13 protein-coding genes and 2 pseudogenes are annotated in these 15,062 nt (G+C 68.6%); 1 reads left to right on the plus strand and 14 read right to left on the minus strand.

The features are described 5' to 3' along the window. The first annotated feature begins 14 nt into the window (after positions 1–14). The gene (locus ACQPYM_RS38400; protein WP_433011060.1) at positions 15–1,220 is read left to right on the plus strand and encodes an NADH-quinone oxidoreductase subunit D; all 1,206 of its coding nucleotides are present in this window, start codon (positions 15–17) and stop codon (positions 1,218–1,220) included. Positions 1,221–1,235: 15 nt separating this feature from the next. Here the strand turns inward: ACQPYM_RS38400 and ACQPYM_RS38405 are convergent, their stop codons facing one another. The 14 genes and pseudogenes from ACQPYM_RS38405 to ACQPYM_RS38470 all read right to left on the minus strand — a co-directional run bounded on the left by ACQPYM_RS38405 (position 1,236) and on the right by ACQPYM_RS38470 (position 15,052). Beyond that, on the minus strand, positions 1,236–3,776 hold the full coding sequence (locus tag ACQPYM_RS38405) for a tetratricopeptide repeat protein (protein ID WP_433011063.1): 2,541 nt from the start codon (positions 3,774–3,776) through the stop codon (positions 1,236–1,238). Between the two features lie 49 nt (positions 3,777–3,825). Continuing rightward, entirely contained in the window at positions 3,826–4,221 is a 396-nt protein-coding gene (locus ACQPYM_RS38410) for a hypothetical protein (protein ID WP_433011066.1), read from the minus strand. A 56-nt stretch (positions 4,222–4,277) separates the two neighbouring features. Next, on the minus strand, positions 4,278–4,796 hold the full coding sequence (locus tag ACQPYM_RS38415) for a DUF3180 domain-containing protein (RefSeq protein ID WP_433011069.1): 519 nt from the start codon (positions 4,794–4,796) through the stop codon (positions 4,278–4,280). A gap of 2 nt (positions 4,797–4,798) precedes the next feature. Then, on the minus strand, positions 4,799–5,365 hold the full coding sequence (gene folK, locus ACQPYM_RS38420; protein WP_433011072.1) for a 2-amino-4-hydroxy-6-hydroxymethyldihydropteridine diphosphokinase: 567 nt from the start codon (positions 5,363–5,365) through the stop codon (positions 4,799–4,801). Next, positions 5,362–5,766 carry a dihydroneopterin aldolase gene (folB, locus tag ACQPYM_RS38425; protein WP_433011075.1) on the minus strand — a complete coding sequence of 135 codons (405 nt, stop codon included), beginning with the start codon at positions 5,764–5,766 and terminating at the stop codon, positions 5,362–5,364. Before folB ends, folK begins: the two co-directional genes overlap by 4 nt. After that, positions 5,763–6,227, minus strand: coding sequence for a nuclear transport factor 2 family protein (locus ACQPYM_RS38430; RefSeq protein ID WP_360279092.1), 465 nt, complete (start codon positions 6,225–6,227; stop codon positions 5,763–5,765). The genes folB and ACQPYM_RS38430 overlap by 4 nt, the downstream gene beginning before the upstream one ends. Next, a complete protein-coding gene (folP, locus tag ACQPYM_RS38435) occupies positions 6,224–7,021 on the minus strand; it encodes a dihydropteroate synthase (RefSeq protein WP_433023476.1) in 798 nt (265 codons plus the stop codon). Before folP ends, ACQPYM_RS38430 begins: the two co-directional genes overlap by 4 nt. Positions 7,022–7,327: 306 nt before the next feature. Continuing rightward, positions 7,328–8,461, minus strand: coding sequence for a S1 family peptidase (locus tag ACQPYM_RS38440; RefSeq protein WP_433011078.1), 1,134 nt, complete (start codon positions 8,459–8,461; stop codon positions 7,328–7,330). A gap of 161 nt (positions 8,462–8,622) precedes the next feature. Then, positions 8,623–8,970: pseudogene (gene folE / locus ACQPYM_RS38445) on the minus strand (GTP cyclohydrolase I); the annotation flags it as partial. A gap of 1,014 nt (positions 8,971–9,984) precedes the next feature. After that, a pseudogene (locus ACQPYM_RS38450) lies at positions 9,985–10,251 on the minus strand (GTP cyclohydrolase I); the annotation flags it as partial. Next, a complete protein-coding gene (gene ftsH / locus ACQPYM_RS38455) occupies positions 10,178–12,208 on the minus strand; it encodes an ATP-dependent zinc metalloprotease FtsH (protein WP_433011081.1) in 2,031 nt (676 codons plus the stop codon). The pseudogene ACQPYM_RS38450 and the gene ftsH, both read right to left, overlap by 74 nt. Positions 12,209–12,389: 181 nt before the next feature. Next, on the minus strand, positions 12,390–12,941 hold the full coding sequence (gene hpt / locus ACQPYM_RS38460) for a hypoxanthine phosphoribosyltransferase (protein ID WP_360279103.1): 552 nt from the start codon (positions 12,939–12,941) through the stop codon (positions 12,390–12,392). Between the two features lie 4 nt (positions 12,942–12,945). Further along, complete coding sequence (gene tilS / locus ACQPYM_RS38465; protein ID WP_433011086.1) at positions 12,946–13,986, minus strand: tRNA lysidine(34) synthetase TilS; 1,041 nt, start codon at positions 13,984–13,986, stop codon at positions 12,946–12,948. Then, a complete protein-coding gene (locus ACQPYM_RS38470; protein ID WP_433011089.1) occupies positions 13,958–15,052 on the minus strand; it encodes a zinc-dependent metalloprotease in 1,095 nt (364 codons plus the stop codon). The genes tilS and ACQPYM_RS38470 overlap by 29 nt, the downstream gene beginning before the upstream one ends. Positions 15,053–15,062: the final 10 nt, after the last annotated feature.

Consider the following 15,062-nt stretch of genomic DNA (forward strand, 5'->3'; position numbering starts at 1 on the left):
TCACGATAGGGGTTATGAGTGTGGAACGAGTGGTGGGTATCGGGGCGGGCGCGGCTGGGTTCGACCCGGCGTTCGAGCGGGGTGGGACGGTCGCGGGGTCCGAGCTGCCCACCACCGACATGGTGCTCAACATCGGTCCACAGCACCCCGCGACACACGGCGTACTGCGGCTGCGGCTGACCCTCGACGGTGAGCGGATCGTCGGTTGCGAGCCGATCGTCGGCTACATGCACCGGGGCGCGGAGAAGCTGTTCGAGGTGCGCGACTACCGGCAGATCATCGTGCTGGCCAACCGGCACGACTGGCTGTCCGCGTTCTCCAACGAGCTCGGCGTGGTGCTCGCCGTCGAGCGGATGATGGGCCTGGAGGTGCCGGTCCGGGCGGTCTGGCTGCGCACCCTGCTGACCGAGCTGAACCGGATCCTGAACCATTTGATGTTCCTCGGCTCCTACCCGCTCGAGCTCGGCGCGATCACGCCGGTCTTCTATGCGTTCCGCGAGCGCGAGACGATCCAGGCGGTGATGGAGGAGCTGTCCGGCGGCCGGATGCACTACATGTTCAACCGGGTCGGCGGCCTGAAGGAAGACCTCCCGTACGGCTGGCTGGACCGGGCCGGTGCCGCCTCGACCGCGGTCCGGCGACGGCTGCCGGATATCGAGAACCTTGTCCTGGGCAACGAGATCTTCCGGGCCCGGACCGTCGGGGTCGGCAAGCTCTCGCCGGAACTGATCGCGGCGTACGGCGTCTCCGGCCCGATCGCCCGAGCCTCCGGCGTCGACGCCGACCTGCGCCGGGACGAGCCGTACCTGGCCTACGAGCAACTGGCCCGCGACGGCGTACTGCGCGTCGTCACCCGCACCGACGGCGACTGCTTCGCCCGCTTCTCCGTCCTGCTGGAGCAGGTGAAGGTCTCCCTCGACCTGGTCGACGCCTGCCTGAGCCACCTGCGCACACTCCCGGCCGGCCCGGTCAACGTCCGCCTCCCCAAGATCCTCAAGGTCCCCGAGGGCCAGACCTACACCTGGACCGAGAACCCGCTGGGCATCAACGGCTACTACCTCGTCTCCCGCGGCGACAAAACTCCCTGGCGCCTGAAACTCCGCTCCGCCAGCTTCAACAACATCTCGGTCCTGCCCGAGATGCTCCCCAACACCATCGTCGCCGACATGATCGCCATCCTCGGCAGCATGTTCTTCGTCGTCGGCGACATCGACAAATAGCCCGTACGCCGCCGGTCAGCCGACGGTCAGGTGACTTCGGAGGTCGTTGGCTTCCGGGCGGTTGAGGGTCGTGTAGAGGGTGTAGGCCATCTGGTAGTGGTGTTGGGCTGCGGCCGGGTCGTTCAGCGCGGTGTGGGCGTGACCTAGGCCGGCGTGGGCTCGGGCTTGCTGGTCAGGGACGCCTAGCTCGGTGGCCAGTGCGTTGGCGGCGGTGTGGTGGGTGATGGCTTCGGCTGGTCGGCCGGCGAGCAGTACCGCCTCGCCCAGGCCGTTCAGGGCCCAGGTCTCGCCGCCGCGGTCGCCTACCTCACGGCAGATGAGGAGTGCCTCCTCGTGGTGCGTCACGGCTTCCGTTGCCCGGCCGAGACTGGTGAAGAGCACGGCCAGGTTGTCGAGGGTGCCCGCTTCGCCTCCCCGGTGACCGGCCTGCCGGCACAGCACCAGGGCGAGCTCCAGATGCTCGACTGCCGACTCGGTCTGACCCAGCTTCTGCTCGACGGGAGCCAGGCTGTTCAAGGCGTGCGCCTGCCCCACCGGATCGCCTGCCTGCTGGTACAGGGCGAGCCCCTGCGCGAGGTGCTCGGCCGCGGCATCCAGATGGCCCAGTCGCTGCGCGATGTCGCCGAGGCTGATCCGTACACCCGCTTCGCCGATGAGGTCGGAGATGTCGCCGCGATACAGCTGCAGAGCCTGGTTCAAGTGGTCAGCAGCCGACTCGTACCGACCGAGCCGTTCCTCGACGCTGCCCAGGTTGGTCAGCGCCCGGGCCCGGCCGGCGTGCTCGCCGACTCGCTCGAACAGGACGCAGGCCCGTTTCAGGTGTTCGACGGCAGGCTCGTAGATCCCCAAGGTCATCTCGGTGATGGCAAGGGAGTTGAGGGCGTGGGCCTGGCCCGTCTCATCACCGGCCGACTCGGCAGCACGGAGCGCATGACTGTGGACGGTCATCGCGTCACCGGCGTGGGTGCCGTCGAGATACCGCAGTACGACTCTGGACAGCGTGATCGCGTGGGCCGGCCAGTCGTTGGCCGCGGCGTGGCCGACCACGGCGATCAAGTTCGGCCGCTCGGTGTCCAACCACTCCCTTGCCGTGCCGGACTCGATCAGCTCCGGTACCGGCGTACGGGATGGCGGGACCTCTGGCCGGCGGTACACCTGCGAGGGGTAGAGGGTGTCCATCGCTACCGCACAGGTTGCGAGGTAGTAGTCGAAGAGGCGGGTGAGCGCCGCTCGGCGGACCGGCGGCGCATCCTCGTCCAGCGCGCGCAGGCTCGCATAAGAGCGCACCAGGTCGTGGAAGGTGTACTGGCCGTGGCCGCTCAGCTGGAGCAGATGATCTCGGTGCAACCGGCGCAACTGCTCCTGGGCCTGAGGCAATTCGAGATCGCAGAGCGCGGCGACGCCGTACTGGTCGAAGTCCTGGCCGGGATGCTGGGCAGTGAGTCGCAGGAGCCGACGATACTCGTCGGGAAGGTCCCGGTACGACAGGTCCAGGGCCGACTCGACATCGTCCTCCAGCCGCCGGTCCCGACGGCGTTCGTCGAGCCGGTCCGCGTGGTCGGTAAGGGTCCAGCCCGGCTTGGTGCGGATGTAACCGGCGACCAGACCCAGTGCCAGCGGCAGGTACCCGCAGCGCAGCGCGATGCGTCCTGGAGCCTCCGGGTCCGCGCCGGCCGGCACAGCCGGTGCGGCCTGCAGCAGGAAGCCGGTGGCCTCTGCGGCGGTGAACCCGTCGACGGTGATACGGACCGTGGATTCCACAGCGTCCAGGCTCCTGCGGCTGGTGACCAGGGTGACCGCTGTGGTGGACTCCGGCAGCAAGGGCAGGACCTGCTCTTCCGAAGCGGCGTTGTCCAGCACCACCAAGGCGCGGACACCTGCGAGCCGCTCGCGATACAGAGCGACCCTGGCCTCGATGCTGTGCGGCACCCGGCTCCCAGGCACGCCCAACAGCCGCAAGAACCCGTCGAGAACAGCCGCGGGATCGGCCGGCGGCTGGGACCTGTCCGGATGGAACCCCCGCAGGTTCACGAACAGGACCTGCTCGAACGGCTCGTCCCCAGCCAGCACGTGCCCGCTCTGGACCGCGAGCTGGGTCTTGCCGATCCCAGGCATCCCGACCACGACAGCAGTCGTTCCCCCGACGGCCAACGCCGTGACCAGCTGGTCCAACTCGGCTTTACGACCACTGAAGTCAGCAAGCCGCTCCGGCAGAGCAGCCTGGACCCTGACCTGCGCCGCCGCCTGGATCTCGCCGGTGACGACCCGCAGAGCCTGGCGCCACTGGCTGACATAGCCCTCGTCGGGATGCAGCACCCGGACGATGGCCAGGACGAGTTCGCTGTTGATCCGCCGCCGGCCGGACCGGAAACAGTCCGCGACCGTCGTCCGCCGGGTCTGCTCACCGACCGCCCGCCACTGGTCGTTCACGCCCAGGGCGATGGTCTCGTACGACGGATCGCCGGCCCACACCTTCAGGGCCCGGAGCTGTTCGACCAGCCCGTCGAGGTCTTCGGCCCGTCCTGGATCGGGTAACGCCGCGCCGTACGACATCATCTGCCTCCCAACCACGCCGAGTAAGGACCAGCGTGGCCGGAGTACGGGGTCAGGAAGCGGCCAGGCCCCGGAGTTTGAGGTCCACGACGGTGGGGGCGTCGGCCTGGGAGTGCTTGTCACCGGCGGCGACGACGGTGGCCACTTCCTCGTCGATCTTGTCCAGGCGCTGGTCGATCTTGTCCAGGCGGCGCTGCATCAGGTCGACGAACTCGGCGTTCTCGACCACCCGGGCGCTGGTGATGCGGGAGTACTCCTGGGCCACCTGGGCGCGTTCGTCACTGTGCTTCAGGCGCTCGATCAGGAGCTGGTGACGGGTCAGGGCCGAGGAGCCGATCGCGACGGCGACCGCGGCCACCGCGGCGGCGCGCAGGATCCACTGGTTCTGGGAGAACAGCGAGACACTCACGGCCAGGCAGATCAGGACGAGCAGCACGTTGGCGACCACGAGAACAGTGGCCCTGGTTCGACGGCGGCTACCCCTTGACCCCATGGACCGACATGTTAGGGGGTCTCTTCGGGGTCATCGGGGATACGACACGCCCGTTCGAGCAGCAATCCGGCCGTGACGACCAGCACAGAGATCAGCGCCGCAGCACCGGCGTTGATCACACGGTTCCGCGGTCCGGTGGAACCGACCGCGCCCAGGAAGGATAACGCGAACCCTGCGTAAACGCCGGTGCACAACGCGCCGACGAACGCGCTGGCCTTTCCGATCAGCAGCAGGAACACCGCGCGGGACGGCTCGATCCGCTCGCGCCGGATCTGCACCCGCTGGTGGGTGTTGCGGGCCGCGGCGAACAGCAGCGCGGCCAGGAAGCCCCAGGCGACCAGGGTGAGCCAGGAGACCATCGGCGCGACGCCGCCGCCGGACTCGATCGCCTTGACCATGGTCCAGCCGATCGCCGCCCCGAGGACGACGATCGCGGCCAGCAGCCGTCGTGAGGTCGGCCGGACCGACCCGGGGCGCGGCGGCTCCTTGCCGGCCCCTGGTGCCCGGCCCGGACCGGTCCCGCCTGACACCACTACTGCAGCTCGATGGTGAGCTCGTCGAGCCGCTTCACGCCCTCGGTACCGACCTTGGCGAGCAGCTCCGCGACCGGGCCGACCCCGGGCAGGACCGCGTCGGGCTCGATGTCCAGCCAGGGCGCCAGCACGAAGGCGCGCTCGTGCGCCCGCGGGTGCGGCACCGTCAGCTCCTCGGACTCGATCGTCTTCTTGCCGTAGGTGATCAGGTCGACGTCGAGCGTCCGCGGCGCCCCCGGCACGCTGCGCTCCCGGCCGAACGCCTGCTCGACCGCGTGCGCGCGGTCCAGCAACGTGTCGACCGACAGGGTGGTGTCGGCGAGCAGCACGATGTTCAGGTACGGCCCGGACTCGTCCGGGCCGCCGACCGGCTCGGTCTCGTAGATCGGCGAGACGTCCACGACGACCACATCGGGGGTGTCCCGCAACGCGTCGACGCCACCTTGCAGGTTGGCTTCGCGGTCGCCGAGATTACTGCCGAGCGACAGAATCACCTGCCGGATCGGCTTGAGGCCACCACTGAGGGTGTCCGCGTCGATGACGTGGGGACTTGGGGTCTCGGTCACGAGGATTCTCCGGCTCTGCGCTGCACGGTCAGGACAACGTCGTCGAAAGGCACCGTGATCGGCGCCGAGGGTTTGTGGATGGTCACCGCGGCTCCGGTCACCCGCCGGTCGGCGAGGCACAGGTCCGCGATCCGTTGTGCCAGTGTCTCAATCAGGTCCACCGGGTCGCTCTCGATGGCCGCGTGCACCTGCTCGGCCACCAGCCCGTAGTTCACGGTGTCGGCCAGCTGGTCGGAGGCCGCCGCCGGACGGGTGTCCAGCTCGAGCCGCACGTCCACGACGAACTCCTGCCCGTCGGTCCGCTCGTGCTCGAACACGCCGTGCCGCCCGAATCCCCGGATGCCACGGATCTCGATCACGTCCGGAGGCCGTAGCTCAGGGGACAGTCCGGGACCGCTCACTCTGCCTCCTCCGGTCGACCCCCAGACGACAGTACCGGGGAGGCGTGGTGGATCCACAACCGCCAGCCGGAAGTCGTCTTGCGGAAGACGTTGGTGGCCAGCGCCTTGCCCCCGGCGAATCCCTCCTCCGGGGCGCCCTCACCCGACGACAGGACATTCTCCGTACACGTGACGTAGGCCACGTCTTCATCGACTCTTACCTGCACGTCGGTCAGGAAGAACTGGATGTACGGCGTGTTGGCGAAGATCATCGCCCACGCCCGCATCATCTCGGCGTACCCGTAGATCGCCGCGTTGCCCGGATGGATGCAGACCGGATCGGGTTCCGGCAGCCAGACCGCCGCCATCAGGTCCAGGTCGCCCGCCTCGAACGCGTTGTAGAACGCCGTGTTCGCGTTCAGCACCACGGTCTCGGCCGACGCGCCCGTCCCCCGTCGCGTTCCGCCCGGCTCTTCGGTCATACCGCTCCCCACCGGCGCGCAACCCGTACCGCGTCCGCACTCGGTGCCACCGCATGGGCCCGGACACACCAGGCGCCGGTCGCGGCGGCGAGGGCGGAAACGGCAGCGCTGGCGTCGTCTCGTCGTACGGCCGGTCTCGGCTCGCCGGACTCCTCGTCGGCGAGCAGCCTACCCAGGAACGCCTTCCGCGAGGCACCGATCAGCAACGGCCTTCCCAGTACCGCGAACTCCCGCAGCCGGCGCAGCACCTCCCAGTTGTGGTCGGCGTTCTTCGCGAACCCCAGCCCCGGGTCGAGCACGACGCGATTCAGGTCCACCCCCGCGGCGCTGATCGCCTCCAGCCGCGCGGCCAGTTCGGCGATCACCTCGGCCACCACATCCTCGTACTGCGCCCGCTGCTGCATGTCCGCGGAATGCCCCCGCCAGTGCATACACACGTACGGCGTACCGCGGTCGGCCACCAGCCCGAGCATCTCCGGGTCGGCCAGGCCGCCGGACACGTCGTTGACCATCACCGCACCGGCGTCCAGCGCGAGAGCGGCCACATCGGCGCGCATCGTGTCGATCGAGATCAGCGCGCCCTCGGCGGCCAGCGTCTCGATCACCGGCAGGACCCGGCGGATCTCCTCGGCTGGCGCCGGCCGGGCCGCGCCCGGCCGGGTCGACTCACCGCCGACGTCGAGCAGGTCGGCGCCTTCGGCCAGCAACTCGCGGCCGTGCTTGATCGCGGCCGACGGCTCGAACCACTCACCGCCGTCGGAGAAGGAGTCCGGGGTCACGTTGACGACCCCCATCACCAGACAGCGATCCGGTCCGGGCAGGCCTTCGACATGATTCGGTGGGGCAGTTCGCACCCGACCACCGTAGTGGCCGCGCCTGAACTGCCCCACCTAGGTACCGGGCCCCCATCGGCTCCGGGCTCCCGCCCGGAGCCGCTGGGGGTGTCGCCCGCTCTCCTGCAGTCGCGAGCAGGTGCTCGGTGCGGTAGCTCGGCGTGCTGGAGTGGAAGCCTCGATGCTCTTCCATCGTGGCTTTTGCTCCAGTGCGGCGAGGTGCCGTGCCGAGTGCCCCGCAGCACGCAGGAGAGCGGGCGACACCCCCTAACCCAGTACCAGCGAGGCGCCGCTAGCGGACAGCGCCTCACCGATCGGTTGCGAGTACGACTCGTTCGCCTGTCCGTGCTTGTCCAGGCACTGGCCACTGATCAGGGCCGCGCCGCTGGTGATTCCCTGCGCGTAGTCCCCGGTCATGTTGGCTCCGCCGGAGTCACCGGACTCGACACAGGCGGTGTGCTGGAAGAGACCGCGCACGACTCTGTTGTTGCCGTAGTTCACGGTCACGTTGCGGGCCACGATCTTGCCGCAGGTCCAGCCGGTGGTCTTGCCGGACTTGCACAGCTCCGCCCCGACCATCGCGTCGGCCGCGCCGCGGATCATCACGTCGGAGGCACCCCAGCGCTCGACCCGGCCCTGCTGGTCCCAGCCCTCGATCACGCTGACCGTGCCGAAGTCGTTGCCGGGGAAGCTGGAGCTGCGGGTGTTGCCGATGATGTAGCCGTTGCGGGAGAAGGACGGCTTGCCCGCCGTACAGTGCCCGGCGGTGAGGAAGATCCGGCCGCCGTCGCTGGTCTGGGCGTTGAAGCCCAGTGAGCAGGTGTAGCCGGTGTTCTTGTCGACCTGGTAGCCGCCGAGCAGCCCGAAGGCCTCGTCGGTGGTGGTGACGGTGCCCCGCGACCGGCGCAGCGTCACCTTGTCGCCGTTGGCCAGCGCCTTGCGCAGGAACCGCTGGGTGAACGGGTCCTTGGTGCCGCTCGGCGCGGTGACGACGACGGTGCCGCTGATCGGGTCGACGTACCAGGATCTGACCCGGCCGGCGCTCGAACTGGTGGCGATGTCGTCGAGCTGCGACTTGACCGCGAGCAACTGCTCGAGGGTGTAGCGGACCAGCCTGGGGATCGCGCCGGCTTCCCGGACGACGTCGGCCGTCGCTTGGTCGGACACCGAGACCACGAGGGATCCGGCGTCGTCGAGATAGCTGCCGACGGCCCGGGAGCCGAGCTTGTCCTCGAGCGCTTGTGCCTGGCCCTGGACTTGCAGCAGCTGCTGGTCGGCCGCGGGCAGCTTGGCGGTTGCGACCTCGCCGTCCGCCTGGGCGCCGTTCGCCGCGATCAGTCCGGCAGCCGTCAGAACGACGACCCCGGTGAGTGCGGCGCCGACCCGAAAACGCCCTGACATGCTTTTCCTCCTCACGCCGGCGCCCTGCATTCGAGGCAGAACGCCACTACGGACCGTAGGCGTTCGGACACGGAATGTCCATGGGCAACAGCTTCGGAAGTTCAACGAGCGCGGGCCCGCCGGGGCTACGGCGGACCGGGAAAGAGTGGAAGACCCGCAGGTCAGCCGACGATCAGGCTCATCGCCTCGGCCCGGGTGACCGGGTTGCGGAGCTGGCCGCGAACGGCCGAAGTGATCGTCTTCGCGCCCGGTTTCCGGACGCCGCGCATCGTCATGCACAGGTGCTCGCACTCGATCACCACGATCACGCCGCGCGGTTTCAGCAACTCGACCAGGGACTCGGCGACCTGGGTGGTGAGCCGCTCCTGCACCTGCGGGCGCTTGGCGTAGACGTCGACCAACCGGGCCAGCTTCGACAGCCCGGTGATCCGGCCGTCGGTGCCCGGGATGTAGCCGACGTGGGCCACCCCGGTGAACGGGACCAGATGATGCTCACAGTTGTGCGACAAGTGCCCGTTGATCAGGAAGGTCGGATGGGGCGAACATGTGAAGCTGTACACCGTGTAGGGCTTCTTACCCACCGCAGCTACGGGGCGGACGTCAAGAACCTTCACCCACTCCGACTCGATCAGATCGGTCCGATGGTCTTCGGCAGCGAAGCCGTGCTTCCGGTACCAGCTGTCGGCGACATAGAGGGCGGACTCACGGCCGGTCTTGGGAGTGAAGCGCGCTCCGATGACGACTGCGAGGTCCTCAAGGAACGGGGCGTTGTGGGAGACGATGGTCCGGGCCGTCGGCTTGATCCGGCAGCCGTCGCCGTCGACATAGCCATCGACGAAACCCTCGAACGTCGCCAGGTCCCGGAGCACCACCCGAGGGAATCTCTGCCGCAGATGATTCGCGTCCCCACCGACGTACTGCCGGAGCAGGTCAGCGAGATAGGACGACACCACCCGCACCCGGAAACCCGGCGTGTCCTTGCCGGTGAACCCCGAGGGCCGACTCACTGGCTCGACTCTCGGGATCAGCCCCGTGGCGACCTCGACGCTCCGGGCGAACTTCTTCGCAAACTCCTGGTCATTGACGACCACCGAAACTTGGTTGCCGCCAACCGTTCCGTCTGAGCAGACGGTACCGATCAGATAACCGAACTCGTAGCCGAAAGTCAGCTCCGGCCTGGTTCTGCAGAGCTTGCGCGCCGGGGTCCATTCGACGTACCGGCCGCGCAGGTCCCGTGCCTCGGACCAGCCCTCAGGTGTTGCCAGTGGATGGTCTGGCGTCACCTGGAAGGTGCCGCGCTCTGTGACCACCTCTACCAGGTCACGAGTCTGGTGCGTCTGGATCCCGGTGACCTCGGTCTGCTCAGCCTTGCCGTTGACCAGAGTCCACAAACGATCGCCGACACGGACCTCGAGAGCCTTCTTCCGTCCACCGACCGCGTTCACCGTCTGCCGACTGGGAACACACATCGACCAGACCTCGATGTCCTTCACCAGGATCAGCTCGTCGTGGCTGAGCTCGAACGTGGTGGTGAGGACGTCCTCGGCGGTCTGCCCCAGCCCGGCCGCGATCTCGGCGTACGAGCGCGCGACCCGGGCAGGGGTGTCCTTCAGACCTTCACGATCAGGGTCCTCGCCGATCGCGATCAGCAGCTCCCGGACCGCGGCTTCGGCCCGGGCGTGATCGAACTTCGGCGAGGTCACAGGTGGTCCGTGCTCACTCGGCGGGCGGGGTGGGGCCGCCGCCGTAGTTCGGGCCCTTGGCGGCCTCGTCCGGACCGACCGACCCACCGGGGATCACGTCGGACAGCGAGCCGTTCTGCTCACCGCGGCTGGGCAACGGCTTCACCGGCGGCTGCTGGGACGGCACCCGGGTCGAGGACCCGGTCCAGGCCGGCCGCAGCTCACGCTTCTGGATCGGCGTGAAGATGCGGGCGATCTCGCCCTTGTCCAGGGTCTCCTTCTCCAGCAGTTCCTCGACCAGGTGGTCCAGCACCGCGCGGTTCTCGGCCAGGATGTCGAAGGCCTCCTGGTGCGCGTTCAGGATCAGCTTGCCGACCTCCTCGTCGACCGCCGCGGCGATCTCCTCGGAGTAGTTGCGCTGGCTGCCCAGGTCGCGGCCCAGGAACGGCTCACCGGAGTCCTGGCCGAACTTGATCGCACCCAGCCGCTCGGTCATCCCGTACTGCGTGACCATCGCGCGGGCCAGTGCGGTCGCCTTCTCGATGTCGTTGCTGGCACCCGTGGTCGGGTCGTGGAACACCATCTCCTCGGCGGCCCGGCCACCGAGCATGTAGGCCAGCTTGTCGAGCATCTCCGAGCGGGTGGTCGAGTACTTGTCCTCGTCCGGCAGCACCATCGTGTAGCCCAGCGCGCGACCACGCGGCAGGATCGTCACCTTGTGCACCGGGTCGGAGTGCGGCAGGGCCGCGGCGACCAGGGCGTGCCCGCCCTCGTGGTACGCGGTCAGCACCTTCTCCTTGTCCGACATCAGCCGGGTCCGGCGCTGCGGGCCGGCGATCACGCGGTCGATCGCCTCGTCGAGGGCGTGCTTGTCGATCTGGCTCTTGTTCAGCCGGGCGGTCAGCAGGGCCGCCTCGTTCAGCACGTTGGCCAGGTCGGCACCGGTGAAGCCCGGCGTCCGGCGGGCCACCGCGGTCAGGTCGACGTCCTCGGCCATCGGCTTGCCCCGGGCGTGCACCTTCAGGATCTTGTCGCGGCCCGGCAGGTCCGGCGCGTCGACCGGGATCTGCCGGTCGAAGCGGCCCGGCCGCAGCAGGGCGGGGTCGAGCACGTCGGGACGGTTGGTCGCGGCGATCAGGATCACGCCGCCGCGGACGTCGAAGCCGTCCATCTCGACCAGCAGCTGGTTCAGCGTCTGCTCGCGCTCGTCGTGGCCACCGCCGAGCCCCGCGCCACGGTGCCGGCCGACGGCGTCGATCTCGTCGATGAAGATGATCGCGGGCGCGTTGGTCTTGGCCTGCTCGAACAGGTCGCGGACCCGGGAGGCACCGACACCGACGAACATCTCGACGAAGTCCGAACCGGAGATCGAGTAGAACGGCACGCCGGCCTCACCGGCGACCGCGCGGGCCAGCAGCGTCTTACCGGTACCGGGCTGGCCGTAGAGCAGGACGCCCTTGGGGATCTTCGCCCCGACCGCCTGGAACTTGCCCGGCTCCTGCAGGAACTCCTTGATCTCGCCGAGTTCCTCGATCGCCTCGTCGGCCCCGGCCACGTCCGCGAAGGTGGTCTTCGGGGTGTCCTTGGTGACCAGCTTGGCCTTCGACTTGGCGAAACTCATCACCCGCGAGCCGCCGCCCTGCATCGAGTTCATCAAGAAGATGAAGACGACGGCGATCAGCAGGAACGGGATCAGCGTCGAGAAGACCTGGCCGATGAAGCTCGGCTTGGGGTTCTCCACGTCGTACTTCTCGATCTTGCCGTCCTGGAACAGCTTCTGCAGGTCACCGCCCAGCGCGTTGGCCTGGCCGTCGACCCAGTGCGCCCGGACCTTGGTCCCGTCGGTCTTCTCGACCCGGATCTCCTGGTCGGGGTCGATCAGCGTGACCGCCTTGATCGACTTCTCGTTCGACGAGGTGGCCTGCGCGATCAGCTGCACCACCTTGCCGGTGGGCTCGGTCTTGTACCCGGTCGAGCCGGTCAGGAGCTGTCCGATCACCAGCACGCCCACGAAGGCCATGAGGATCCAGAAAATAGGTCCGCGGAAGAAGCGCTTCACGTCCATGATCAGGGCTGGCGCCCCGTCCCTCCTAGCTCAGCAGGCCCGGGATAACGGCCTTGTGACGGTAATACCAGTCCAAGTGTCTCGTGCCGGGCAAGCCTGCCCACCACGAGGGTCACCGAACCACGGTACGACCCTGTCTACAGCCTGACCCCAAGTCGGGGCCCGGGCAGCCGCTGCGACGTCAGGAATAGACGTGCGGGGCGAGCGTCGCCACACAGCGCAGATTGCGGTACTTCTCCGCGTAGTCCAGGCCGTAGCCGACCACGAACTCGTCCGGCAGCTCCAGCCCGACGTACTTCACCGGGACCGCCATCTTGGCCGCGTCCGGCTTGCGGAACGCGGTGCAGATCTCGACCGAGGCGGGTTTGCGGGACTGCAGGTTGCTGACCAGCCAGGTCAGCGTCAGCCCGGTGTCGATGATGTCCTCGACGATCAGCACGTGCCGGTTGGTGATGTCGGTGTCCAGGTCCTTCTGGATCCGGACCACACCGGAAGACTTCGTGCCCGAGCCGTAGGAGGAGACCGCCATCCAGTCCATCTCGACGTGCCGGCTGAACGAGCGGGCCAGGTCGGCCATCACCATCACGGCGCCGCGCAGGACGCCGACCAGCAGCAGGTCCTTGCCCTCGTAGTCCTGCTCGATCCGTCCGGCCAGCTCCCTCAGCTTCGCCTGGATCTGCTCCTCGGTGAAGTGAATCTGGGCCAGGTCCTTCTCGATGTCCGCCGCATCCACGAGCTCAGCCTGTCACATCACTACGCAAGAACAGGAATCCGCCTCGGCGGGACGCTCGAACTCCTTGAGGGAGGTCGATCCAGCGTTGTCCGCGCCAGTCGGTGACGAGGGCGTCGACGGCCGCGACGTGTCCGGCGGTGAGGTCGTTGGCCCGGCAACCGGCTTCCAGAGCCGCCTGCCGCACTACCCGCGTGCGGAGGGCAGCCGACTCCTCCTCCAGGGCTCCCACGTCGCAGACCACCTCCCCCTCGGCATGCCGTACTGCGGTCTCTGCCAGGTCAGCAGCCAGTACGTCGAGGGCGTCCGCGTCGGCGCGCAACAGCCCCGCAGTACGGGCGAGGGCTTCGGTCACGCCCGGGCCCAGTGCCTCTTCCAGCACCGGCAGTACTTCGTGCCGCACCCGGACCCGCCTGTACTTCGGGTCGACGTTGTGCGGGTCGTGCCACGGGCGCAGACCCGATGCGATGCAGGCAGAAACCGTCGTACTGCGGGGAACGTCCAGCAACGGGCGTCGGAGCAGTCCTGCGGTCGGAGCCATGCCTGCCAGCGAGCGTGCGCCCGAGCCACGGGCCAGCCCGAGCAGGACGGTCTCTGCCTGGTCGTCACGGGTGTGGGCCAGCAGGACGACATCCGCACCCAGCTGGTCAGCCGCATCCCGCAGGGCGTCGTACCGGGCTGTCCTGGCGGCTCCCTCGGGGCCGCCCTCGCTCCCGACCTCTACTGTCCGCACCTGCACCGGGTCGAGCCCCAGCCCCCGGCACTGCTCAGCCGCCGCCTCCGCAGTCTTCTCGGAGCCTGCTTGAAGCCCGTGATCCACCACCACAGCGCCAGCCGTCAGCCCCAGCTTCGGCGCCTCGAACGCAACAGCCGCTGCCAACGCCAGACTGTCCGCGCCCCCGGAGCAGGCCACCAGCACAGTGGTCCCCCGCGGCAAGTCATCAAGGGCAGCCCGCGTTGCCTCCCGCACCCTGGCAACGGCGGGATGAAGCCGCCCCCGCAGTACAGAGGCTGTTGTTTCAGCCGTGGAGTCTGGTGATCCAGGCATCGGGGTTGGCGATCTCATGCTTGGTCGGGAGCGTGTTCGGGCCGGTCCAGACGCGGTTGAAGCCCTCCATGCCGACGCGGTCCACCACTCGGCGGACGAAGGCCGCGCCGTCCTGGTACTGCTTCAGCTTTGCGTCCAACCCGAGCAGCCGCTTCAGCAACTGGTCGACCGGGTTGCCGCTGGTCCGGCGCGACGTGAACTTGGACCGGATCGTCTCGACCGTCGGGATCACACTCGGCCCGACGCCGTCCATCACGAAGTCCGCGTGCCCTTCCAGCAGCGACATCACCGCGGTCAGCCGATCCAGTACCGCGCGCTGCTCCGGCGACTGCATCAGGTCGACCAGGCTCAGCTCGGCCTCGCCCTTCACCGACCGCCCGAGCCGCTGCACCGCCTCACGGAACATCGCGGCGTACGCCGACGCGTCCAGCTCCGCATGGTCGAGGAACAACGCGATCTCCGACCGCAGGTGATCCCGCAGCCACGGTACGGCGGTGAACTGCACCCGGTGGGTCTCCTCGTGCAGGCAGACCCACAACCGGAAGTCCCGCGGTACTACGCCCAGCTCGGACTCCACGTGCATGACGTTCGGCGCCACCAGCAACAGCCGCCCGGTGAGGTCAGGTCGGGTCGGGTCGGGCACCGACGGGTAGAAGGGGTCGAACTGCCCGAGCACCCGGGAGGAGAGGAAGGCCAACAGGGCGCCGGCCTCGATCGCCGTGACCCGGGAGCCGACAGCGGACGACAGCCCGCCGGTCCGCTCCTGCTTCTCGCGCAGCTTGTCCGCCAGTGGCTTCAGCACGGTCCGGAAGCCGTCAGCGTTCGCCTGCACCCAGCCGGGCCGGTCCACGATCACCACTGGAGCAGTGGCCGACGTCGCCTGCAGCCCCGTGAACTCCCGCACGTGGTGCTCCGAGTCAGCAGCGAACTGCCTCAGCTCGGCAACCACCCGGTTCGCCTCAGCCCGGCTGACCGCCGGACCAGGCCGCAGGAGCTTCCGAGCCACACCTGTCGCCAGCTGCCAGTCGACCATGTCAGCCGCAGTGTTACCTTCCGCCGTACTCATACATCGACCC

The organism is Kribbella sp. CA-294648, from assembly GCF_050943845.1.
Taxonomy (GTDB): domain Bacteria; phylum Actinomycetota; class Actinomycetes; order Propionibacteriales; family Kribbellaceae; genus Kribbella.

Excerpts from the sequence above, each read along its gene's own strand:
- folP (WP_433023476.1), bottom strand. The coding sequence starts at position 7,021 with ATGGGGGTCGTCAACGTGACCCCGGACTCCTTCTCCGACGGCGGTGAG.
- tilS (WP_433011086.1), bottom strand. The coding sequence starts at position 13,986 with ATGCCTGGATCACCAGACTCCACGGCTGAAACAACAGCCTCTGTACTG.
- ACQPYM_RS38400 (WP_433011060.1), top strand. The coding sequence starts at position 15 with ATGAGTGTGGAACGAGTGGTGGGTATCGGGGCGGGCGCGGCTGGGTTC.
- ACQPYM_RS38430 (WP_360279092.1), bottom strand. The coding sequence starts at position 6,227 with ATGACCGAAGAGCCGGGCGGAACGCGACGGGGGACGGGCGCGTCGGCC.
- ACQPYM_RS38470 (WP_433011089.1), bottom strand. The coding sequence starts at position 15,052 with ATGAGTACGGCGGAAGGTAACACTGCGGCTGACATGGTCGACTGGCAG.
- ACQPYM_RS38405 (WP_433011063.1), bottom strand. The coding sequence starts at position 3,776 with ATGATGTCGTACGGCGCGGCGTTACCCGATCCAGGACGGGCCGAAGAC.
- ACQPYM_RS38440 (WP_433011078.1), bottom strand. The coding sequence starts at position 8,461 with ATGTCAGGGCGTTTTCGGGTCGGCGCCGCACTCACCGGGGTCGTCGTT.
- ftsH (WP_433011081.1), bottom strand. The coding sequence starts at position 12,208 with ATGGACGTGAAGCGCTTCTTCCGCGGACCTATTTTCTGGATCCTCATG.